This is a genomic window from Nitrobacter sp. TKz-YC02, from assembly GCF_049852135.1.
GTDB classification, from domain to species: Bacteria; Pseudomonadota; Alphaproteobacteria; order Rhizobiales; family Xanthobacteraceae; genus Nitrobacter; species Nitrobacter vulgaris.
The window spans coordinates 2,836,148-2,857,916 of the sequence record NZ_CP180728.1 but is presented as its reverse complement, the minus strand read 5'-3'; the positions used below and the strand labels follow the sequence as shown (position 1 = coordinate 2,857,916).

Below are 21,769 nucleotides of genomic sequence, written 5' to 3'. Positions count from 1 at the left end.
TGTCGAAGCGCCGCGTTCTCAGCTTCAAGCCGCCACTTCGACTTGAATGGCGAGGCCAGGACAGCCGGAACGAAACAGAACAGCCCGATCATTCCACCAGCTTAGACGATTCCATCACATCATCAACTCGGATGAGGTTTTCGGCACACACAAGGCCCCTCGTTACCTGATCCGGGACCGCGATGGAGCTTATGGCGAGATATTTTATCCGCCGCGTTCGATCCATCGGCATTCGAGATCGTCCGACGTCTCCTCGCTCACCGTGGCAAAATGCGTATGCTGAACGGCTGATCGGATCGATCCGCAGGGAATGCCTTGATCATATCGTGGTATTCGGCGAACGCCAAGCGATCGCACGCTCGCCTCGAGCATTCGTCATCTCACTCGGCGGCTTCGGCCGATTGGCTCTTCAACTCCGAGAATTTCGCTGCCATCGTCGGATTAGAGCGGGTCAGCTTCTTGATCGTCACGTCCTGCGCCTTGTCGTTCGCCAGGCGTAGATTGCGATCTGTGCCAATCAAGGCGTCCTTTGTCTTCTGGAGATGATCAATCGACTTGTCGATCTCGTTGATCGCCGTCTGAAAATTCCTGGAGGCGAGGTCGTAGTTCTTGGCAAACCCGTTCTTGAACGTCTCAAGCTGGCTTTCGAATTGCGTGATGTCGATGTTTTGCGCCTTAACGAGCGCAAGTTCCGTCTTATACTTCAGAGAGTTGATAGCCGCGTTTCGCAAAAGCGTAATCATCGGCAGAAAGAATTGCGGTCGGATGACATACATCTTCGGATAGCGGTGGAAGACGTCGACGATACCTGCGTTGTAAAGTTCGCTGTCAGGTTCGAGCAGCGAGACTAGGACCGCATACTCGCAGCCCTTTTCGGCACGATCCCGATCAAGCTCCTTGAGGAAATCCTCGTTTTTGCTCTTTGTCGCGGTCTTGTCGCTCTCGTTCTTCATCTCGAACATGATCGAGATGATCTCGGTACCAACCCCGTCCGAGTCGCGAAAGATATAATCGCCCTTGCTACCGGAGCGCGCGTCGTTGTCTTTCTCGAAATACGCCCGCGGAAAGGCCATTGAGCGCACCCGGTTAAACTCGGTCTCGCAGTGCTGTTCCAGGGTTTCGCCGACCATCTTGGTCGAAAGGCGAGCTTTCATGTCCTTCAATCGCTCGATCGTGTCATCACGATCCTTGATCTGCGTTTCGTACTTGTCCTTGAGAGACTTTTCAGAAAGCTGTTTTTCAAGCCCAGCCTGCTTAATTTCATTTTTTAGCTCGTCGCGCTCCTTCCGGATCACACTGACCGCTTCGGTCACCGCAAGCTTCTTCTCAAGTTCGATACCTTGGAGCTTTGCCTTCAGCTCTTGGATTTCCCTTTCCTTGTCTGCGGAGATCTTATGAAGCTCGCTGGCCAAAAGCGCTTCAGCAAGATCCGACGCGGCTTTCTTCTCGTGTTCCGCTTGCACTAGAGCGTTCGCGAGCGTGTCACGTTCTCTTTCCAGCGCACTGAGGGCTTCAGTGACAGCGAGCTTCTGAGTGACCTCACTCGCGTCAAGCTTGGATTTCAGCTCCTGAATTTGGGCATCCTTGGCGGCCGCGATCTTCTGCAAATCGCTGCTGAAATTCGCCTTGGCCAACTCCACAGCGGACAGCTTTTCGCGCTCGGCTAATTCCAGCCGTTCGTGGAGTTGTTTCTCAAAGTCGCCATCGCGGACCTGCTTTAAGATCTCCGCATAGCCCGATTCATCGACCTTGAAGGCCTTGTCACAGTGGGGACAGATAATCTCGTACATGTTCTTGTCCAATGGTTTTGGTCGGCCGCAGGCATTTAAGCTTCCTGCGCCCCAAGAGCAGCCATCCGTCTACATGAGAACGAAAATAGAACATGGCCATTCAGCGGGTCAAGCGTGAAGCCGCGGTTTTGCCCAATATGCTTGGCAATTCCACTTCTTCAGACCGTCTCCAAGCGTGCCATGCATATGTGAACGGCGGTGGCTAGCGAACCCGCTGATGGACACCGGTCACGCCCGCGATGGTAGTTGGCGGAGTCCTACCATTTGCTCGGATCCCAAGCCCGGTCATTTGACTCGGGCTCTTCTTCAGGCTTGCACGAACACTTCGCCTGCGAACACCAAATTGCCGACGACCAGCGGATTACGGCGTTTGAAGTCGGGCAACATGGTCGAATAGGCGCCGAGGAAATTCGGATTGGTCGTCCAGTCGGTGATATGGATGCGGCCTGCGAGAATTGATAGAAAAGCGCCGCATGATCGATACGCCGTTCACCCATCATGGCTTCGCCCAGGCTTCGATGCCTGAGTTGGATCAGCACTTCTGACCGGTCACAACCCGGAGTTTTTCAACACAATCGGTCAGAAGCGGACGCCGGATATTTCTAGATCGCACGTCCACTGACGCCAAGACCGCCGGCCGGAAAACGTCTTCAGCTTATCATCGAACTTTGGTCAGGGCCGCAACCTGATCAGATTCTTGGCCGTGACGGCCTTTCGGTACGATAGGCGTGTTGCAGTTTTATGAGGCCCCGCACACTCGGACCAAAAAATTTTGCTGGACCTCTCGATCGCCGATGTCACGATAACTCGCCATGTTCAAATTTTTCTCGACGAAGATCAACCGACTGCGGAGAAACTCCATGACATCGTTCGCCCGCTTCCCCGCTGGTTGCCTCGGCGATCGGCCTGGTCATCGGCTGCTCCGCCAGCCCATCCCTGGCCTGGTGGGACGGCGGCCACATGCAGATCGCCTACGTCGCTTACAAGCAGCTCGATCAGCCGGTCAAGAACAAGGTGGACGTCCTGCTTCGGCTGAATCCGGACTATCCGAAATGGACGGCCGGCATCACGGATCCCAAGACCGCGAAGCTGCATGCGTTCGTTCACGCCGCCACCTGGGCGGATGACATCAAGACCAAGGAATATAACTACACGCGCGATAGGGGCGACAGTCCGACGGCTGGTCAGAACATCGGGTATGCCGACAGGAACCAGCATCCTTACTGGCACTTCAAGGACATCCACTTCTCGCCGGACGGGGTGGAGATGCCGGCGCCGGCCACCGTCGACCTGGTGACGCAACTCAACCTGATGCTGGCGGCGCTCCCGGCCGCCTCCGGCGCGTCGGACGATGTGAGATCGTATGATCTTGTCTGGATCCTTCACCTGGTCGGCGATGCGCATCAGCCATTGCACGGGATTGGCCGGTTCACCCGGCAGATTCCGAATGGCGATGCAGGCGGCAACGCCGAGCAGGTCATTCCGGCGAACGGCAAGCCGATGGCGCTTCATGCCTACTGGGACAGTATTTTCGGTGGCTACGTCTCGCCCGCGGGCGCCATCTTCGATGCCGAGGACAAGGAAGGGCTCGACAACCGGGATGTCAGTGATGCCGCGGCGAAGATCGCCGACCCGTTGAAGTGGATCGAGGAGAGCGCCGAAGTGGCCAAGGAATACGTTTACGCAGCCCCCGTGAGCCTGGGCAAAAACCCGGTGCTGCTGACCCGTGAGTACGAAACGAACGCCCGCAATATTGCCTTGAGCCGGGCCGCGCTGGCGGCGGCCAGACTTGCAAACGTCATCAACAATGCATTGCGTTGAAAATCCCGGCGAGTAGCGATCTCACATCGTTGCGCACAATCGGCGTCGGATAGTCGGGAAAGATGCCAGGCAGCGACGGAACGGGGTGGTGTTAGTGCTGCCTAACTCAATCGATCACGCAATACTAAACTCCCAATCTCCGGCGCGTGAGTTACATTTTAAGTGTCAGCACCCCGAATGATCTAGCTGATAGGATAGCGGCGCGACGTCATATATCGCGGGCCGACCGCAGTCATTCTCCCGCGTCACCTCTGATCGATATGAAAATTACGCTACCAAATCCGTTTGCCGAGATCGGCGAGCAAAGACAGCCGCGAAAGCGTAAGGCCAGCGGAACCCAAGCCAGCTCGTCGCGAGCTTTGACAAAATGCCGCTGGTGCGAGTGGAATCATCGACGAGATACGCGGCACCAACGCTCGAACTCCCTCATGGTGTGCTCAACCAGACGATTAATGTGAGGGATGTCAGTGTGGTCGCTGATCACATCGAGCCCGGTTCTTTCGTTGTCGTAGATTAGAGTGATAAAGCCAACGCGCCGCTCTTCGACGTTTAGCGTGAGCGTGTCCATTTCGGCATGAAACATCGCGCTGATGATCTCGCCGCTATTCCGTGACTGGTCCACGATCGTCTCGTCCCCGTTGTTGATGGAGATGATGAAGCCGTCTTTGACCGCGTTATCAACGAGCGTGGTGGCAATTTGTTTGTGTAGTGATATCGAACTCATTGGAAGCGTTCTCTTCGTCCTTCGGTAACCGGATCAATTTCCGCGCTCGGGGGTGCCGCCCGGTAGTGTGCTCCGCTTCTTTGTTTTCGCGGTGGCGTGAACGCGGCACCTTGATGCAAGCATGAGTCAAGATTGCGATATTATCTTCTGCAAGGGTAGGTGGCGGTTGCATCTCCTTCATGAGGCGGGATTGTGGAATTGTATGATCGCCGGATATGGAATAGGCGGATGGCTCAAGCTTGGGCCGCTTTGGCGGCTGAGCAGGATTGGCTCGATGAACACGCCGCGAGAAACCAAAGCCAACGTGCGAGCGACTTGGCTGAGGGCGCAGTCGACGGACTGAGCGAAAGGTATGCCAGCAGTGCCAATGTAGAGGACCGCAAAAGCCAATTGATCGATGGGCCAGCGGAGTTCCGGGACACCCTCGTCGATAATGACTAGGAATACCGCAACGGATGCACGGAGCCGTGCTAGTGTGATGTCAGGCCCACTTCGGGCCGGAGGACTGAACCATGGCCAAAGGTGAACAACGCGGGAATCGCGAAGCAAAGAAGCCGAAGAAAGAAAAGCCGAAGGTGATCGCGGCGGCTCCTAGCTCGAAGGGGTTTATGCAAGCCGACGTTGCCAAGACTCGCAAGAAGTAGCAAATGCACGTGCGGAGTGCGGCGAGTTTGAGCGCGGTGGCCTCTGGGCCAACACCCGACGAGCTATAATCTCAATGGTGGCCTTCTGACCTGAAACGATCCCTATGTCATTAGGAAGCACATCGGCTGCACCGCAGCAGAACGATGGAGATTGCCATGTCGAGCGAGACCTTCTTCGTGGCGAACAACAGTGTGACCGCAAGTCAAATCGCCGCCCTTGCCGGTTTATCGTTTGTCACCGATGATTTTGTCATATCGGCCGCAGGCACGCTTGCGACAGCTGGTGTTGGCGAACTCTGCTATATGGACGATGCCAAATACATTGAGGAGTTAAAAGTAACTCGAGCAAGCGCGTGTCTGATATCCCCCCGATACAGTGAGCTCGTTCCGGTGGGAACCTTTTCGTTTGTAACGCCGCATCCTTATGCGATTTATGCGCAAGTGCTCGCGCTACTCTATCCGGATGCAACAATTCCCGTGTCGAATTTTGCGACGAGCGGAATATCTCCGAAGGCGAACATCCATGCATCTGCCATTGTAGGATGTGACGTCACGATTGATCCGGGTGCATCCATTGGTCCAAACGTGCGCATCGGCGACTTCACTTGTATTGGATCGAATGCAGTAATTGGACCCAGTGTCAGGATCGGGCGGAATTGCTATATCGGAGCCAACGTCACCGTTGCGCACGCCGTTGTTGGCGACCGCGTTATTATTCATCCCGGCACCTCCATTGGCCAAGATGGCTTTGGGTTCACGTTTCTCGGAGGAAAGTGGGTCAAAGTTCCCCAAGTCGGCGGCGTAATAATCCAAAATGATGTGGAAGTTGGAGCCAACACCACGATCGATCGCGGATCGATGCGAGCGACGGTTATCGGCAAAGGAACAAAACTCGATAACCTCGTTCAAGTGGCGCACAACGTGGAGATCGGCGCGCATTGCGTGATCGCCGCCCAGGTCGGTATAGCGGGATCGACAACTATCGGTGATTTTGTCGCCATTGGCGGTCATGCGGCGATCGCCCCTCACATCACGATTGGCTCAAAAGCCCAGATCGGAGGTGCGAGCGGAGTTATGTGCGACATTCCGGCCGGCGAACGCTGGGTGGGGATTCCAGCACGTCAGAGCCGAGCGTTCTTTCGTCAGTATGCCGTACTGAAGCATTTGGCAAAAAAGAAATGGAGAACTTTCGACGGCTTGGATTAACGCCCGCACCTTCGGCGGACGTCGCATCTCAATCCCGAGCAGCAAGACCACGCACCGCTGCATGGTGGACTTCTAAAAACGCCCGGGCGTCGTTGTCCCGCATTTCTCGTATAACCAGCGTCATGGCACGGACGGTAGCATTGATTCTAAGGGTAACAAATTTGAGTATGCCGGGTGGTTGCGAAAGGAGGATTCCCCTGTTCGCCCGCGAGGTCCTTCCGTCCTAGTGAGTCGCAATCAATCTAACCGAGCTTCATCCGAACATCGGCTCGGCCGTCCGCCGCCCCATCGGCAAGCCCTGTAGTCCCACGGCACAACGTAACTACCAGCCCAGACACCACGGCCTGCGCGCTCGGCTTCTTTCTGAGCGCCAGCATACTTTCCTTTTGAGTATCGAGGCCAATCGAATGCGAACCCCGCTCGCACGATCCGTTCCCCAATGTCTTGTTCGCCAACCGAGCAGACAGCGACGACGCGCTTATATCGGTCAATGTCCACACCCTTGCAGATAACCGTTTTGCCGGCAATGAAGCGAGCTAGCTCGTTAGCGGCCTTTGCACCGCAGCGATATTGCAGGCTATCGTCGCCCCGACAAAGCTGATCGGACTCGGGCGCGTCCACGCCTGAGAGACGAATGCGCTGCCCGTGAACTTCGAGCGTGTCGCCGTCAACAACGGAAGCCTGTCCGGTGATTGTGCCCGCGAGTGCAGGCGACGAAACGAGGGTGACAATCGCTGCGACTAAGAGAAGCTTAAGTACTGAGGTCACTTCGCATGATCCATGGCTTTCCACTTTCCGTCACGGATTGCCAGCATGACTTGAGCCTGTGGCAAGAGCAGGGGGTTTTGCTTGCTCGCGGCGAGTGCTTCGACTTCGTCCCAATCGATTAGAACGGTTCCATCGTTCTTCACTTCATAGAGCGCGGTATCGTTGAGCGATTGTGTGACTTTGACAGTCTTGATGGATTTCGGCTCTTGGGCAGAGGCGGCGGTTAGGAAAAGTATCGATGCCAATAGCGCAGCATATCGCGTCACGATTCAAGCCTCCATCATAGGGCCTCGATTCTCTAGGCGCACGACGGCGTTCACACCATCAACCATCTGAACGTGCGTCACACAACCGCCCTGCGATCGGAAATCCAGCCAAGAAGGGAACTGTATCGCGTTATCTTTCACCACAACGTGCTCGATCTCTCCACCACTAAGCCGCCCCAAAAAGACCATTAGGCGCATCATGGGATGCGCTGATACGTCAGAGTGACGGCTTCAACATGGGCGGCAGGAATAATACAGGCCAAAGGATAAAGTTGGTGGTGAACCTTCGGAGGATTTATGAATTGGAGTTCGTGGCTCAATGAATACTACGGAGACAAATTGGCCAGGACGGACGCGGTATGCGAAAAGGGGGCATCTGTTTACGTAGCGTTTAGTTGGATAACGGACCCGTACCTATGGAACGTGCTTCTTTGGAAAGAGTACGATGGATACGAGGCCATAAAGAATATACTCCCCAATGTGCCGGATGCTGAAACTCAAAAAAATTGGTCCGGACGCTCGGGAATGGAGTTGGGGGGCTCAGTTGTTGAAACTTATCGCCTTATGCATGATAAGCTGAGGCTTCATCTTAGGAAGCCATTCGATCTATGTTCGGTACTGGACTATGGGTGTGGTTGGGGAAGTGTGATTCGATACTTCATGAAGGACGTGCCGCTGAGTAATTTGCATGCTTGCGATCCACACAAGGGAATCGTCCAAGTAGCCAAAGACCTTAATCCACGGCTCGATATCGTATTGTCGGATAGCCTTCCAAAAAGCCTGCCATTGTCCGGGATCAGCGCCTATGGCACAGAATTGAAGGTATGATTTAAGGAGAGTTCGGTTCTCGTCGATGACGAAGGAACGAACATGACTACGAAGTCTCGCAGCAGGAAAAGTTCTGCCGAACGGGTTGTCAAAGACATTCGCCGCGCCACCCGGCGCCATTTCTCGGCGGAAGATAAAATCCGGATTGTGCTTGATGGCTTGCGCGGTGAAGACAGCATCGCTGAACTGTGCCGCAAGGAAGGGATCGCTCAGAGCCTTTACTACGTCTGGTCGAAGGAGTTCATGGAGGCAGGCAAGCGGCGGCTGGCCGGTGATACGGCGCGAGCTGCGACAAGTGGTGAAGTGCAAGACCTTCGCCGTGAGGCGCATGCCCTGAAGGAGGTGGTTGCCGATCTGACGCTGGAGAACCGTCTGCTCAAAAAAAGCATGATCGCGGATGGGGGCGAAGGCGAATGAGATATCCCGCATCCGAAAAGCTTGAGATCATCAGGCTCGTCGAGCAATCGCATCTGCCGGCGAAGAAGACACTCGACAAACTGGGCATTGCACGTCGAAGCTTCTATCGCTGGTATGACCGTTACCTTGAGGGCGGGCCGGAAGCGTTGGAAGATCGTCCTTCCCGGCCAGGTCGCGTGTGGAACCGCATCGATGCCGATATCCAGGGTCAGATCATCGAGATGGCGCTGGAGCAATCCGAACTTTCATCGCGCGAACTGGCAGTGCGCTTTACCGATGAGAAGCGCTACTTCGTCTCCGAAGCCAGTGTCTATCGCCTGCTCAAGGCCCACGATCTCATCACCAGCCCAGCCTTCATTGTGGTCAAGGCGGCTGATGAGTTCAAAGACAAGACGACAGCACCCAACCAGATGTGGCAGACCGACTTCACCTACTTCAAGATCATCGGCTGGGGGTGGGTGTATCTGTCCACCGTACTCGATGACTTCTCTCGATATGTCATTGCCTGGAAGCTGTGCTCGACCATGCGCGCCGAGGACGTCACCGATACGCTCGAACTGGCCCTTGCAGCTTCAGGCTGCGACAACACCAAGGTGTTGCACAAGCCCAGACTGCTCAGCGACAATGGTCCCAGTTACATCGCCGCCGAGCTTGCCGAATGGATCGATGCCAACGGCATGAGCCATATCCGCGGCGCACCGCTGCATCCGCAAACCCAAGGCAAGATCGAGCGATGGCATCAAACCCTCAAGAACCGCATCCTGCTCGAGAACTACTTCCTGCCCGGCGATCTCGAGTGTCAGATCGAGGCATTCATCGAGCATTACAATCATCGCCGTTATCACGAGGGCATCGGCAACGTCACACCCGCCGACGTCTACTTCGGACGTGCACAATCCATCATCAAACAGCGTGAAAGGATCAAACGACAGACAATCAAATATCGGCGCTTGCTCCACCGCAAAATCGCCGCTTAACATCAACCAACAAATGAGGCCCGCTCTCCGCTAAATCTCGCCGCTCTTTGCGCCAAATGTTTTGATGACGGACAGCCATCAGCACCACAACCGCGCCTACCATAGCCCAGCCGCCCGGACTGCTGTTCGATCTTCCCCAATGGCCGTTATTCGGGACTAGCATGTTGCCCTCCATGCTTTGTTTCGCAGTCTCCGTTTAACAGCGAGAAACCTTAACAGTCTATAACAGTCATCAAGGCGTTCTAACACATGCGCGTGATAGCATTACGAAGAGTCGGAGGATTCGCCACCCGCCCATCTTGCCTGGCGACGGCTGTCAGCAAGCTCGGTGTCCTAAATCGATTTTAAACAAATATCATGGATGATTCTTTTCACTCTATCATCGGCCCCCTCCCACAGGGAGCCGTGGCTGAGAGGCCCGTAGCGAATCGCGTCATGGCAGCGCATCGGGCGTGATGCTTGCTTCAACCGCAACAGATCAACGAGTTTCCCCGTGCGCAAGAATTTTCCGGTTACCGACGCCGAATATCCCGTTTCCGACGAAACGCTGATCGTTTCCAGGACCGACCTCAAAGGTCGTCTCACCTACGTCAATGAGGACTTCATCGACGCAGCGGAATTTACGCCCGAGGAATTGATGGGCAAGGCGCACAACATCGTGCGCCACCCCGACATGCCGCCGGAGGCGTTCGAAAATCTCTGGGACACGCTGAAGGCCGAGAAGCCCTGGGTCGGCGCGATCAAGAATCGCCGCAAGAACGGCGGCTTCTACTGGGTGTTGGCGACTGCCTCGCCGATTTGCACAAACGGGCAGGTCACCGGCTATACCTCGATCCGCACCAAGCTTGCCGCCGACCAGCGCGCCTTGGCGGACGAAGTTTATGCAGCCATCCGCGAAAAGCGGCCGCATCCGTACCGGATTGATGCCGGCATCATCCGGAAGCGATCGTTCTTCGATCATTTCGGATTTTTCACCCGCACCATGCGGGCGCGAATAACGACGCTGATCACGCTGCAAGCTGCTTTTCTGCTCACCTGTGGTGTGCTGGGGGCAGTCGTGGTTGGCGGGACGTCGGGGCTCGTCCTCAGCCTTCTTGCCATTGTCGGGGGTGCCGTCGGATGGATCGTCGGGAGCCAGACGCTTCGCGCGTTTGAGGGGCCGATACATCATCTGAACGAGACCATGCTGAACCTCGTTCACGACAAATTCGACAATCGGATCGAAATCAAGCGCGACGACGAGATCGGCGTGGCGCTTCGCAACCTTCAGACCGTGCAGACGCTGATTCGATTCAGCCGGGAAGAAGTCAATTCCACGCAACGCCAGGCCGAGGTTCAGCGCAAGACGGACATGACAAAAATCGCCAATTCTTTCGAAGCGGCGATCGGCGAAATCGTTCAGGCTGTCGCGACGTCAGCGACCGAACTGGAAGCTTCCGCAACCACGCTCGCGTCGAATGCCGACCATGCAAAGGATTTTGCGGCACGCGTTGCCAACGGTTCGAACGAAGCCTCCTCGAACGTCAATTCGGTGGCCTCGGCCACGGAGGAGATGACCGCCTCGGTTCGCGAAATTAGCCAGCGGGTGCAGGAATCAGCGCGCATGGCGGGCGATGCCGTCGAACAGGTGCATTCGGCGACTGAGCGCGTCAGTGCGTTGTCGAGCGCGGCAGCGCGCATCGGCGACATCGTCGAGATCATCAACAATATCTCTGGTCAGACCAACCTCCTTGCCCTGAACGCCACCATTGAGGCGGCGCGCGCCGGGGAAGCCGGCCGTGGGTTTTCGGTCGTTGCCTCGGAAGTGAAGGCGCTCGCCGAGCAAACTAGCAAGGCTACCGGCGAGATCGGTCAGCAGATCAGTGGCATCCAATCGGCCACGCAGGAATCCGTCGCGGCAATCAACGATATTCGTAACTCCATCGAAAAGCTTTCGGGAATCTCCTCCGCGATCGCGTCTGCTGTTGAGGAACAGGGCGCGACCACCCACGAAGTCGCTCGCAACGTGCAGCACGCTGCGCAGGGGGCGCAGGAAGTCTCCTCGAATGTCGGCAACCTCCAGCGCGGCGCGGCGGAAACGGGAACCGCCTCGTCGCAAGTATTGTCTGCGGCGCAAACGCTGTCGCGCGACAGCGCCCGGCTCAAGGTGGAAGTGAACAAGTTCCTGGACTCCGTCCGGGTGGCATAGATGGCGCGCCCGGAGCCATCTCCCCCTCAAACCCAGCAGTGCTAGCCTGATTCCAACCCGAGAGGACCATAGTACTGCGTGCATACAAGACCCGCTGCCGACTGATGCTGGTGGCGGGTTTTTGTTTATACCCCGCCTCAGCGCATTACCCACCAGGACGGGTCCTCCACCCGCCGTCCGCCATTCCTGACGCACGCTCGATAGCTCGACGGTGCGACATACGATCCGGCCAACGCCACGGCCCGCGCGCGCTGCCTCTTTCTAAGCGCTTGCGTACTTTCCGCCTGAATACCTGGTTCAATCGAACGCGAGGCCATTGCGGACCAGCCCGCAACGTCTTCGCCATCAATCGAGCATACCGCGGTGGTGCGCCCATACTGATCCCGGCCGATGCCCTTACAGCTAACGGGCCTTCCCGCGATGTGCTCGTCAAGCGCGTTGGCTGATTTGGCTCCGCACCGATATTGCAGGCTATCGTCGCCGCGAAAGAGTTGGGAAGAGTCAGGCGCGTCGATACCTGAGAGGCGATGCGCTGCCCGTGAATTTCGAGCGTGTCGCCGTCAACAACGGAAGCCTGTCCGGTGATTGTGCCCGCGAGTGCAGGCGACGAAACGAGGGTGACAAGCGTTGCGATCAAGATGACGACGCTTAAGTCCTGAGGTCACTTCGCATGATAGCTTTCCACCTCCCGTCGCGCACCTCGCGCTACGATCAAACAGTCGCGCAATGTGTACGTATAATTGGTTCAACGGGCGCCATTTTGTCCCTTGGTGCTGGTGATGGCCGCCAGGGTGCCCCCGCGGTCTTTCCTTGGCAGCGGAGCGTAAGTTCACTTGCCGCGCATCGGCTGAACGCCGCTAAAGCTGTAGCTCAAAAGTTTTCTCAATCAGAGACACGCCGCTGCGTTCGACCCGATAAGTTGCCCGATAGGTGCCGTGCGGCCATTCGCCTTCGGGGCGTTTTCGTCCGGCCTTCGATGTGTACTGAGCCATATCGTTCGCGAGCGCGGGGGCGGTGTATTGGGCGATGACACGGTCGCCGGGGCCCGTGAGCGTGAGTTGCTGCACGTCACCGGTCTCTAAGCCGATCGCGCGTACATACGCAACAATATCAGAATTGATGCTTGGCGGCGGGCCAATACCATCCCCGGCCTCGACTTCCTCCGACGTGATTGCGTGCGAAGCAAATCCAGCATTGAGGACCGCGAATGGCCGGTAGCTCAGCGCGCTCGCCAGGCGCGGTGCCCAAAGCGAAGTCCCACCACCGCATGCATCAGTAGGGGCTCCGTAGGAGAACGGATCGACAGGTTTTCCATTTCGACGCAAGCCAAAGTGCAGGTGAGCGAACTCGGTATTACCTGACAGCCCAGCGCGGCCCAGGTCCTGCCCCCGCTTCACCGTGTCTCCTGGTTTAACACGGAGGCTGCCGCGCTGCAGATGACAATAGATCGACTCGAATCCGTCTGCATGGGCGAGAATCACAGTGTTGCCGCACTCTCGCCCCTTGATTTGCTCATGACCAATTGTTTGCACAGACACGTCTTGCATGCCATCACGGGTGCGCAGGACCTGCCCATCCGCAGCCGCACGCACCGCAACGCCGGTGCGCTCCCATGCCACGCTCGGCAGACGAAAATCTGTACCGTCGTGCTTATCGTAAGTTTGGTGGCGGCACATGTAATCACACGCTCCCCTTGATGGATCGTGGTCGACGTAGTTCTGAATGAAGCACGTCTGGCCAATCTCGCACGCGATCGGAAGCTCAAGCTCAAGCGACAGGGTCGATCCGGCTGAGTTGGCGAACAGCACTGCAACCGCGAGAATCAGCGAATAGCGTTGATGGTCCATGCCGCGACGACTCGATCTATTTCTGGCGATGCATCCTAAGTCAGGCCGACTCTGTGAATGCGCTCAGCACGTCCCTCGGATCAACTCGCTTGTCATTTTCAGAACGAAAACGTGGCAGAAACATAGTGGCAAGACCGACAGATGATTCACGAAATATTGCGCCGGCATTCAGTTATAGCTGAGCCGGACGGCCATTCAATTGCCACCCGTCAATCTACTCTGGCGTTTCGTGCAGCGATTCGAGCACCCGTTGAGGCACGTGTGGCGTATTTGCATGGCCTTTTGTTCGGCCAAGCGGATCACAAAATTACGCCGCTAGCGAAGCCCAAATGGTGCGGATTCCATGAGTCGAACATGGACCTGCGTCGTAAACGCGCCGCTCTGCCGCTGAGCTAAATCCGCATAAGACGAAACCGCAGGCTGCTTGGGACTTTCCTGCGGCTTCGCTGGGCCCTTCCGGACTTAGGGCAATAAGGGTAACGCCTTGTTTGATGCACGCAACGTCGGATTGGAATTAAGCTTTATTTCGGCGCTCCAGGTTAATTCTGGAACTGGTCGTAAAAGATCAACCGCGGAGGTCGATCGTTGCGCTTCTTCTATCTAACAGGCTGTTGAAGAAGTGTTCCGTCTGGCTTTGGGGATGGCTTGATCGCCGTTGTGATAAGCGAATGCGATCTGGATTGAGCCGCCGTCGAGCAGTTTGGCGTGGCCGTGAGACGGCGCGGTCATGCTGGCGCCGCCATGAGCTTCGGCAGTTGCACCAGATTGTAAGCGGCGGCTGCGAAGGTGAAGGCCCATCCGACGCGGTCGCGGCCACGGAAGCGGGTCTTGTCCTGGCGGGCAACCATCTTGATCCAGCCGAACGCTTCCTCAATGCGCTTGCGGATACGCTGGCTGATGGCATAGCCGCGGTGCCGCGTCGTGCGCCCGTCGATCGCCGAGCTTCGGCCGCTTGTGTTCTGCGCCACGTGCGGCGTCACCTTCATCGCGCGCAACTCGTTGACGAAGTCCTCCGTGTCATAGGCCTTATCAGCGCCAAGTGTGATGGCCAGGGGCCGGTCGGCGCGAGGTTCGATCATGTGCAACGCCGCCACCCGCTCGGCATGTCCGCCGGCCAGCGTCAGGCAGGCGTCGACCAACAGGCCGTGGCGGTTCTCCATCAGCCCATGACCCATGAAGCATAGCTTCGCCTCCTTGCCCTTCTTGTAGAGCCTTGCGTCCGGATCGGTGGTCGAGGCATGCGTGTCGTTAGTCCGCTTCTCGCCGTGGAAGTCGGCTTCGGCATAGGGTTTGCCGAACTTGGTAACATGGCCCATGGCCGACCTCAACGCGTTCGCCGACATGCAAGCCAAGGCTGATGCGGCACACCGTGAACTGCCGGAAGCGCTCGCTTTGGGAAGTCGCGGCCGAGCTGGCGGCAGCGGGGGCGCGCTTTCTTCTTCTTCAAATCCGCTCCGAGACCGCCATCTTCCGGCAGATCTCCTCGATCGTCGTCCCGCTCTCTGCCTGCCTCAACGCAAAGGCAATCTGTTCCTCCGAAAACCGCTTCCGTTTCATGGCATCCGCCCTCCGTGGGGTTCAGAATGCCCGAAAAAATTGCCTTCAACATGGACCAGCTTCGTGGGTCAGGATCACCTCCCATAATCACATGCTGGATGACACCCCGCGGCTGTTCTTCATGCACTTCTGGGCCAATGACGACGCCGGAAAACTGGCCAGGGGATTACGCGCCGCGCTCGACAAAGTCGCAGTCAGGTAACGGCAATTTACGACGCTCCGCACAATAACCGCGCTGCGGGGCGTCGTGAATCCGCACCCAGCCTTAGCCGTTGCGCCGAGCCCTGGCCGGCGCTGATCTGACAGTAAAGCGCGGGTTCTGAAAACGTGGACATCGAACCAGCCTTGTCAGGATTAAGTCAGTCAATTATAGGGTACCTACCTATATTATAAGGTGCGACGGCATGGCTCATACGATTAAGAACAAATCGAAGCTGCTGGCGCGCGTGCGTCGATTGAAAGGCCAGGCGGAAGCGGTCGAGCGCGCTCTGGAAGAGGAGCGTGATTGCGCTGACGTTCTCATGCTCGTCGCCTCGATGCGCGGTGCCATCAACGGCCTGACCGTCGAACTGATGGAAGACCACATCCGCCATCATGTCGTGAACCCCGATAGTGAACGGGACGAGACGCGCGCCAAGGGTGCGGCAGAGCTGATCGAAGTCCTTCGCACCTATCTGAAGTAAGAAAGCTGTCCGTGACCTCCTTCACCGATCTCCTTGCGCAAGGCACCGCGCACGCGTGGCTGTTCGTCCCGACTGCCATTCTTTTAGGCGCGCTTCACGGGCTCGAACCGGGGCACTCCAAAACAATGATGGCGGCCTTCATCATCGCAATTCGCGGAACCGTCATGCAGGCGGTCCTGCTTGGGCTTGCAGCGACGCTGTCCCACACGGCAGTCGTCTGGGTGATAGCCCTTGGTGGTCAGTATTTCGGCCAACAGTGGGGCGGTGAAGCGAGCGAGCCCTATTTCCAGCTAGCCTCGGCTGCCATCATCATCGGCATTGCCGTCTGGATGGCATGGCGGACCTGGCGGGAACAAAATGCCGAGGAGCACCACCACCACCATAATCACGATGAGGTCCAACACATCACGACGCGGACGGGATTGCTGACGGTCGAGGTTTTTGAAGACGGTGTCCCGCCACGCTGGCGCATTCGCTCCGAGAGGGGCGAATTGCCAGCCGCTAATCAGATTAACCTCGGCACGACCCGCGAAGACAGCACACGACAGGCGTTTGCCTTCGTGGCGAAGGGCGACTTCCTCGAAAGCGTGGATGAAATCCCGGAGCCGCATGCCTTCACCGTTCGGTTGGAGATCGACAATACGGCGGGCACCGAGATCCACGAGATCGCATTCGAGGAGCACGACCACAGCCACATGAATCTCGGCGACGAGGACGATGCGCATGCTCGCGCGCATGCCGCGGATATTCGACGCCGGTTTGACGGGCGTACGGTCACGACCGGGCAGATCATTCTCTTCGGCCTGACGGGCGGCCTGATTCCGTGTCCCGCGGCGATTACCGTGCTGCTTCTGTGTATGCAGCTAAAGCAACTCAGCCTTGGGTTCGTGCTGGTCGTGTGTTTCAGCATCGGGCTAGCGCTGACGATGGTATCGGCCGGCGTTCTCGCGGCGCTCAGCGTCAAGCACGTTTCGAGCCGCTGGTCGGGCTTCAGCAGCTTCGCAAGGCGAGCGCCTTATGCTTCAGCCGTCCTGATCGTGTTTGTCGGCCTCTACACCGGCTGGCTTGGCTGGCAGGGTATGCAACACACCGCACCCCTGCAAACATCTGCGCAAGGAGTTTTGCCTCAGAAGTCGTGATCGCTGGATCAGCTCCGTCGAGGCTTCCGCGTCGAGCTGAGGTACTACTTCCTATCGCTGATCTTGCAGGAGCAGCACCCGCCCGTCTCAATCCGCATCTCCACCTTCATCGGAGCGCATCGCGAGTTTCCCATTAGGAAATTTAGCGGTCAAAGCGCTCCGAAACGGAGAACCTCACCATGACATGGTCGACGCAGCGGCGACGGCGGAAGGGGCTCAGAAGTTTCCCGAGGCAGCCTCTTTCAGAATCAGCTTCTCCAGCGTCAGGTCCGACACTGCCTTGCGCAGCCGGTCGTTCTCTTTCTCAAGATCCTTGAGGCGCTTCACCTGATCGCCCTTCAGGCCACCAAATTCCTTGCGCCACCGGTAATACGTGAACTGCGTCACGTCGATCGAACGAACCGCTTCGCCAACCGTTCTGCCTTGGGACAGTAAAACATCAACCTGGCGCAGCTTCGCGACAATCTCTTCCGCCTTGTGCTTCTTCTGGGGCATTCCAACGTCCTCTCTAACGGCGAATAGCCTAAGTCAGGGAGGACCACTTTCAGGGGGCAGACCAGGGCGCCGCTCCGAATTATCGCCAACTTGCTGCAAGAACAGTTCGATGTCGCCGTCGATAGCTCAGGATATTCGAACTTATCAGGCTTTATCATTTCACTTGCCCTTCGCCTTTAGACCAAGCTCAACTAGGCGGCGGATGGCTTGTGCGATCGGACGGGCCCCTAAGCAGCGAAGCTGTTGATGCACAGAGAAATTGCTGATGCCATCAACCGCCGTGTTAGGGGTTTCACGGTGATGGGGAACTTGAGTTTTTCCTGGGCTCAAAATTACTTCCCGGTGGAGAATCCGATCGCAGGCCCCTCCATGGGGCGTCTTCGGGAAGCACAACAGGATCAGCTTCGTCCTCCTTGTTTCGGCGTAACGCTAGGCCAACGAGGCCCACCACCACCAGCAAGGCTCCAGCTATCATCAGCCAATACGCTAATTCTATCGACGACATGGCAGGCTCCTTAGAGACGATGCGCGGGCTGTTTTTTCGTTTTCAGCCATCTCGGCCAAGCGGCGAGATGGCCGAGAATATCATCCTTCCTGTGGCCCAGTCATCATCTCGCATCACTGTCACCGTCGCCGCCCGTTGTCCCTGTCGGAAACCTAATCCGGCTGGCACGTGAGGCCGAATTGCGCGATGCTTCTGTCTTATGAGAGAAGCTTGCAGCCTGGTCTGGTCAGTGCTGGTCTTATTGTTCGGTCGCGGGCCTCGCTGGAAGCCGAGATCCTGCCCCTTTGTCATCAACTTAACATCCAACGACGGCATCTGCCGAAGAGATTGACCTTTGGTGCCATCGATCGTGTGATCTTCGTTGGGTTGCATCGTTTGATGCCAAGCAACCGCAACGCCACTGACGATTGTGAAGCCGGAGACTGTCGTCCGTTGGCATCGTGCCGGTTTCAGATCGTATTGGCGCTGGAAGCCGAGCCGCCGCTGCGGCGGACACAACGCGTTCCAATTGCTCTATGGGTTGTTGATCATGGACCACGGCCGCCGGCAGATCCTGTGGTTTGGAGTCACCGCGCATCTGACGGCCGAATGGATCGCCAATCAACTGACGGAGGCGTGCGGCTGGGAACAAATCCCTCGTGACCTGATCCGAGATCGCGATGGGCGCATACGGCGAAATATTCCTGCGTCGGGTTCGGTCCATCGGCGTTCGAGATCGTCCGACGTCTCCTCGCTCACCATGGCACCCATTTGTCATTGAAAAAGGACGCGACGATGTCACGCGCCGCCGAGACAACTTGACGCGATAGTCGCCGCTGCCTCAGCGAGTATGTGGGATAGTTCCTGCATACGACTCACCCCTTTGGATCAGGGAGCGGAAACTACTTCGCCAACGCCGAATACGCTTCAATAAAAACGTGAAACGCTCTAGAGCTTGGGCTGGTCAAAACCGTTTATCCGTAGGAAGCGTGCGGCATCGTCGCTACCCGGACCAACCATCAACCCACGTTCTTCTGCCGGAGACGATCGACCAACGGATAAAGCCAAACCGCAGGGGAGAAGTCATGCCCAACACGATCCGTCTGCATCGCGTCATTGCCGCCAAGCCCGAGAAGCTCTATCGCGCCTTCCTCGAACCGGATGCTATTGCGAGCTGGCTTCCACCCTTCGGGTTTACCTGCACCGTTCACGAACTGGATGCAAAGGTCGGTGGCAATCATCGGATGTCATTCCGAAATTTTACCACGGGGAAAAGCCATTCCTTTGGCGGCTCTTATCTCGAACTCGTTCCGGGTGAACGTCTTGTCTATACCGATAAGTTCGATGACCCGCACTTGCTCGGCGAGATGAAGGTCACGGTGAGCCTGAAGGCCGTTTCGGTCGGCACAGAGGTGAATATAGAACAACAGGGTGTACCGGATCTGATCCCTGCCGAAGCCTGTTATCTCGGTTGGCAGGAATCTCTGCGTAAGCTCGCAAGACTGGTCGAGCCTGAAATCAATCAGTAGGTACGAGTAAAACTCGCGTCAGGACGTCAAGCGAATTGTTTACGCTGGATAGGCGGGCATGTTTCTTATAGTGCGTGGCTCCGACGGGGATTCATCTTGAACCCCGTCGGACGTTCGTCGCTCGAGCAGTGCTCGTACGACCATGCTGGTTTCTTCAATCAAATAGAAGCGGTGGACTCGTCACACCATCCCACTGCATTACCCCCATTCTCCATCACGACTAGACGCTCAAAAGAACGCCCTCGCTGTATGATGATCCTAATAGGCCTCTCACGACCGGGGCCACGCCCACTTTTCTCCCGCGAAACGCCGCCGACAGACGCACCGCCCTTTTCACGCGAGTCCTCACGTCGCCATAGGCAGCGCCTCGCTCGCAGAAACACTCATCACGGCTTGGTGACTTAATCTTGATTTCGTCTTATGCGGTCGAGCAGCGAGGCGGCGTCATGGAGCCGCCCGGCCTCGTAGATCAACTGCTCGATATCCATGGCGACCTCAACGCCCTCAGCGATAGCGCCGTTCTGGACACAGGCTTCGGCGGCCTTGGCAATGCGTGCTGCTTCGCTCAGTTTATTATGAATCTCGGTAATGATGAGTTTGATCGCTGGTTCGATGCTGGCGCGCTCCATCGGTCCTCCGTAAGAGTTCGCCCCACTACCGCTCTGCTGCCGCGGGAAGTCGAGCGGGAACTGGATAATCTTGTGGCGGAGATCGGGGTGCTGGAGCACGATGTGATCTTAGGGGGGCCGAATACGGGGAGGGTGGGCTATTTCGCCGACGCGCGCCGAGGTTTCGCCGGCGGCTTGCCGGCCATCAGATCCCGCAGCAGTTTGACGGGATCGGCTCCGATCGCTCGCACGATGGCCACGAACTCGACGACATCGATCCGCCGCTCGCCGCCCTCGTATTTGGCGACAAAGGACTGGGGTCGCTTCAGCCGGCGCGCCAGCTCATGCTGGGTCAAGTTGGCCTGCTTGCGGGCAGCCACCATCAGGGCGCAGAGGGCGGCCTGATCGGAGGAATGGACGGTTTTGCCGATCCCGCGGGCGGAAATAGTCATCGCCCGGGCAAGCTGATCCCGAGACGGGATTATCCCAAAAAAGGATAATATTAACTCTGACCTGCTGTTCTGGCGGGGCTACCTCGCTTTGAAGTGGATACAGGCGCGCCGCGAAGCAATTGCTGTGGCCGTGTTCACACGAGCCACGGAGGTTACACATGCAGCTCAATCAACGGATCTGGCGGGTCGACCAATCACCCGAGCGTCTTCCAGAAGCCAGACTTGCCTCGGAACGGCAGCTGGAAGAGATGATCGTGGCAAAACCCGAGATCGTCTCCGACCAGTGGATGATCATCGGCCAGCAGGAGGATACGGGTTATAACGGACGCATCGACCTTTTGGCGATTGCGCCGGATAGCTCTCTGATCCTGATCGAGCTCAAGCGTGGCCGGTCGCCGCGAGAGGTGGTCGCCCAAGCGATCGATTATGCCACCTGGGTCGAGGCGCTCGACGCCGAGGCCGTGGCGCGGATCTATTCCCGGTTCAAGAAGGGTGGGGACCTTGCAAAGGACTTTGAAGCAAGATTTGGCGTAGGCCTCGATACCGAGGTCTTTCCTCACCAGCATCAGATCGTCATTGTCGCGGCCTCGCTGGATGCCAGTTCCGAGCGGATCGTGTCTTATCTCAGCAAGCGGTCGGTCGCCATCAATGTGCTCTGCTTCGAGGTCTTTGAATGCGGGGCCGACAAACTCCTCAGCCGTGCCTGGCTCCGCGATCCCGCGGAATCACAGGCTGCCAGCAGCGCGACCACCTCAAGATCGCCGTCGGGGCCATGGAATGGCGAGTATTATGTCTCATTCGGAGGCGAGGGTCGCTTCTGGGAGGAGGCGGTCAAGTACGGCTTTATTAGCGCAGGCGGAGGGACCTGGTTCACCAACACTTTAAAATTGCTGAAGCCTGGGGACCGGATCTGGGTCAAGATTCCCCGCACCGGCTACGTCGGCGTCGGCCGGGTCACCGGATTCTCCACCCCCCAAACAGAGTTCTGCGTCAACGTGGATGGCAAGCAGGTGCCGGCCTCGGATGTTCTGGCCTCAAGCCAAGCGCTGGATGACCCCGAGAAGATGGAGCACTTTGTCCCGATCGAATGGGCCGAGACCGTTCCGGAAACCAACGCCATCGACGAGCCGGGCTTGTTCGGCAACCAAAATACAGTCTGTGCGCCCAAGGTCCCGGCGTGGCAGACCACCATCGATCGCCTGCAGCGCGCGTTTCCAAAATACGATTCGGAGGGTGGATCGCGCTCGGATCGATTGAGGCTGCCGGAAACGCCCGAGCGGTGAGGCGGTGATTCTCATCGCACCAAGCCTTCATTTCAGGTCTCATGAAAACTGCCACGCGCCAGG

17 protein-coding genes, 1 tRNA gene and 4 pseudogenes are annotated in these 21,769 nt (G+C 57.3%); 11 read left to right on the top strand and 11 right to left on the bottom strand.

Features of this window, described 5'->3' with window-relative positions:
* Window positions 1–182 precede the first annotated feature (182 nt).
* Window positions 183–500 (top strand): integrase core domain-containing protein, encoded by a 318-nt coding sequence (locus ACM561_RS13635; protein WP_425905672.1) that lies wholly within the window; start codon window positions 183–185, stop codon window positions 498–500.
* Here the strand turns inward: ACM561_RS13635 and ACM561_RS13630 are convergent.
* The gene (locus ACM561_RS13630; RefSeq protein ID WP_425905670.1) at window positions 381–1,790 is read right to left on the bottom strand and encodes a DUF2130 domain-containing protein; all 1,410 of its coding nucleotides are present in this window, start codon (window positions 1,788–1,790) and stop codon (window positions 381–383) included. The two genes, ACM561_RS13635 and ACM561_RS13630, sit on opposite strands and share 120 nt — an antisense overlap.
* Window positions 1,791–2,675: 885 nt before the next feature.
* Here ACM561_RS13630 and ACM561_RS13625 point away from each other — a divergent pair.
* On the top strand, window positions 2,676–3,611 hold the full coding sequence (locus ACM561_RS13625; protein ID WP_425909749.1) for a S1/P1 nuclease: 936 nt from the start codon (window positions 2,676–2,678) through the stop codon (window positions 3,609–3,611).
* Window positions 3,612–3,999: 388 nt separating this feature from the next.
* Here the strand turns inward: ACM561_RS13625 and ACM561_RS13620 are convergent, their stop codons facing one another.
* Window positions 4,000–4,335 carry a hypothetical protein gene (locus tag ACM561_RS13620; RefSeq protein WP_425905668.1) on the bottom strand — a complete coding sequence of 112 codons (336 nt, stop codon included), beginning with the start codon at window positions 4,333–4,335 and terminating at the stop codon, window positions 4,000–4,002.
* 512 nt (window positions 4,336–4,847) lie between these two features.
* On the opposite strand from ACM561_RS13620, the gene ACM561_RS13615 reads away from it, so the two are divergent.
* Both ACM561_RS13615 and lpxD read left to right on the top strand, forming a co-directional pair.
* The gene (locus tag ACM561_RS13615; RefSeq protein ID WP_425905666.1) at window positions 4,848–4,979 is read left to right on the top strand and encodes a hypothetical protein; all 132 of its coding nucleotides are present in this window, start codon (window positions 4,848–4,850) and stop codon (window positions 4,977–4,979) included.
* A 156-nt stretch (window positions 4,980–5,135) separates the two neighbouring features.
* Window positions 5,136–6,185, top strand: a complete 1,050-nt coding sequence (lpxD, locus tag ACM561_RS13610; RefSeq protein ID WP_425905665.1) for a UDP-3-O-(3-hydroxymyristoyl)glucosamine N-acyltransferase — start codon at window positions 5,136–5,138, stop codon at window positions 6,183–6,185.
* Between the two features lie 237 nt (window positions 6,186–6,422).
* Here the strand turns inward: lpxD and ACM561_RS13605 are convergent, their stop codons facing one another.
* Window positions 6,423–6,953 carry a thermonuclease family protein gene (locus tag ACM561_RS13605; RefSeq protein WP_425905663.1) on the bottom strand — a complete coding sequence of 177 codons (531 nt, stop codon included), beginning with the start codon at window positions 6,951–6,953 and terminating at the stop codon, window positions 6,423–6,425.
* On the bottom strand, window positions 6,950–7,219 hold the full coding sequence (locus ACM561_RS13600) for a hypothetical protein (RefSeq protein ID WP_425905661.1): 270 nt from the start codon (window positions 7,217–7,219) through the stop codon (window positions 6,950–6,952). The genes ACM561_RS13605 and ACM561_RS13600 overlap by 4 nt, the downstream gene beginning before the upstream one ends.
* Before the next feature lie 870 nt (window positions 7,220–8,089).
* On the opposite strand from ACM561_RS13600, the gene ACM561_RS13595 reads away from it, so the two are divergent.
* Together ACM561_RS13595 and ACM561_RS13590 are read left to right on the top strand one after the other, a co-directional pair.
* Window positions 8,090–9,441, top strand: a protein-coding gene (locus ACM561_RS13595) for an IS3 family transposase (RefSeq protein ID WP_425905397.1) whose coding sequence is annotated in 2 segments (ribosomal slippage) — window positions 8,090–8,426 and window positions 8,426–9,441 — 1,353 coding nt in all. Because the reading frame shifts where the segments join, the coding sequence is not laid out codon by codon here.
* Window positions 9,442–9,934: 493 nt separating this feature from the next.
* Window positions 9,935–11,629, top strand: coding sequence for a methyl-accepting chemotaxis protein (locus tag ACM561_RS13590; protein WP_425905659.1), 1,695 nt, complete (start codon window positions 9,935–9,937; stop codon window positions 11,627–11,629).
* Window positions 11,630–12,486: 857 nt separating this feature from the next.
* On the opposite strand, the gene ACM561_RS13585 is transcribed toward ACM561_RS13590, so the two are convergent.
* The 4 genes and pseudogenes from ACM561_RS13585 to ACM561_RS13570 form a co-directional block, all read right to left on the bottom strand.
* Complete coding sequence (locus tag ACM561_RS13585) at window positions 12,487–13,476, bottom strand: M23 family metallopeptidase (protein WP_425905563.1); 990 nt, start codon at window positions 13,474–13,476, stop codon at window positions 12,487–12,489.
* Window positions 13,477–13,806: 330 nt separating this feature from the next.
* Window positions 13,807–13,878: transfer RNA gene (locus ACM561_RS13580), tRNA-OTHER, on the bottom strand.
* Between the two features lie 323 nt (window positions 13,879–14,201).
* Window positions 14,202–14,759, bottom strand: a pseudogene (locus tag ACM561_RS13575) (transposase); the annotation flags it as partial.
* A 169-nt stretch (window positions 14,760–14,928) separates the two neighbouring features.
* Window positions 14,929–15,033, bottom strand: a pseudogene (locus ACM561_RS13570) (transposase); the annotation flags it as partial.
* Window positions 15,034–15,115: 82 nt separating this feature from the next.
* Between ACM561_RS13570 and ACM561_RS13565 the strand changes: the two are divergent.
* The 3 genes and pseudogenes from ACM561_RS13565 to ACM561_RS13555 all read left to right on the top strand — a co-directional run.
* Window positions 15,116–15,235, top strand: a pseudogene (locus tag ACM561_RS13565) (DUF1259 domain-containing protein); the annotation flags it as partial.
* Between the two features lie 202 nt (window positions 15,236–15,437).
* Window positions 15,438–15,716 (top strand): metal/formaldehyde-sensitive transcriptional repressor, encoded by a 279-nt coding sequence (locus ACM561_RS13560; RefSeq protein WP_425905658.1) that lies wholly within the window; start codon window positions 15,438–15,440, stop codon window positions 15,714–15,716.
* Window positions 15,717–15,727: 11 nt separating this feature from the next.
* Complete coding sequence (locus tag ACM561_RS13555) at window positions 15,728–16,855, top strand: nickel/cobalt efflux transporter (RefSeq protein WP_425905656.1); 1,128 nt, start codon at window positions 15,728–15,730, stop codon at window positions 16,853–16,855.
* A 154-nt stretch (window positions 16,856–17,009) separates the two neighbouring features.
* On the opposite strand, the pseudogene ACM561_RS13550 reads toward ACM561_RS13555, so the two are convergent.
* Window positions 17,010–17,350, bottom strand: a pseudogene (locus ACM561_RS13550) (transposase); the annotation flags it as partial.
* Between the two features lie 1,569 nt (window positions 17,351–18,919).
* Between ACM561_RS13550 and ACM561_RS13545 the strand changes: the two are divergent.
* Window positions 18,920–19,363 (top strand): SRPBCC family protein, encoded by a 444-nt coding sequence (locus ACM561_RS13545; RefSeq protein ID WP_425905535.1) that lies wholly within the window; start codon window positions 18,920–18,922, stop codon window positions 19,361–19,363.
* 401 nt (window positions 19,364–19,764) lie between these two features.
* Here the strand turns inward: ACM561_RS13545 and ACM561_RS13540 are convergent, their stop codons facing one another.
* Window positions 19,765–20,091 carry a hypothetical protein gene (locus ACM561_RS13540; protein ID WP_425905533.1) on the bottom strand — a complete coding sequence of 109 codons (327 nt, stop codon included), beginning with the start codon at window positions 20,089–20,091 and terminating at the stop codon, window positions 19,765–19,767.
* A 38-nt stretch (window positions 20,092–20,129) separates the two neighbouring features.
* On the bottom strand, window positions 20,130–20,423 hold the full coding sequence (locus ACM561_RS13535) for a helix-turn-helix domain-containing protein (protein WP_425905531.1): 294 nt from the start codon (window positions 20,421–20,423) through the stop codon (window positions 20,130–20,132).
* 158 nt (window positions 20,424–20,581) lie between these two features.
* Between ACM561_RS13535 and ACM561_RS13530 the strand changes: the two genes are divergently transcribed.
* Window positions 20,582–21,706 (top strand): hypothetical protein, encoded by a 1,125-nt coding sequence (locus ACM561_RS13530; protein ID WP_425905654.1) that lies wholly within the window; start codon window positions 20,582–20,584, stop codon window positions 21,704–21,706.
* The last annotated feature ends 63 nt before the right edge of the window (window positions 21,707–21,769 follow it).

Bases quoted from the DNA above. Each gene is read 5' to 3' on its own strand.
- ACM561_RS13560 (WP_425905658.1), top strand. From the start codon at position 15,438: ATGGCTCATACGATTAAGAACAAATCGAAGCTGCTGGCGCGCGTGCGT.
- ACM561_RS13620 (WP_425905668.1), bottom strand. From the start codon at position 4,335: ATGAGTTCGATATCACTACACAAACAAATTGCCACCACGCTCGTTGAT.
- ACM561_RS13545 (WP_425905535.1), top strand. From the start codon at position 18,920: ATGCCCAACACGATCCGTCTGCATCGCGTCATTGCCGCCAAGCCCGAG.
- ACM561_RS13530 (WP_425905654.1), top strand. From the start codon at position 20,582: ATGCAGCTCAATCAACGGATCTGGCGGGTCGACCAATCACCCGAGCGT.
- ACM561_RS13615 (WP_425905666.1), top strand. From the start codon at position 4,848: ATGGCCAAAGGTGAACAACGCGGGAATCGCGAAGCAAAGAAGCCGAAG.
- ACM561_RS13630 (WP_425905670.1), bottom strand. From the start codon at position 1,790: ATGTACGAGATTATCTGTCCCCACTGTGACAAGGCCTTCAAGGTCGAT.
- ACM561_RS13535 (WP_425905531.1), bottom strand. From the start codon at position 20,423: ATGACTATTTCCGCCCGCGGGATCGGCAAAACCGTCCATTCCTCCGAT.
- ACM561_RS13635 (WP_425905672.1), top strand. From the start codon at position 183: ATGGAGCTTATGGCGAGATATTTTATCCGCCGCGTTCGATCCATCGGC.
- ACM561_RS13585 (WP_425905563.1), bottom strand. From the start codon at position 13,476: ATGGACCATCAACGCTATTCGCTGATTCTCGCGGTTGCAGTGCTGTTC.
- lpxD (WP_425905665.1), top strand. From the start codon at position 5,136: ATGTCGAGCGAGACCTTCTTCGTGGCGAACAACAGTGTGACCGCAAGT.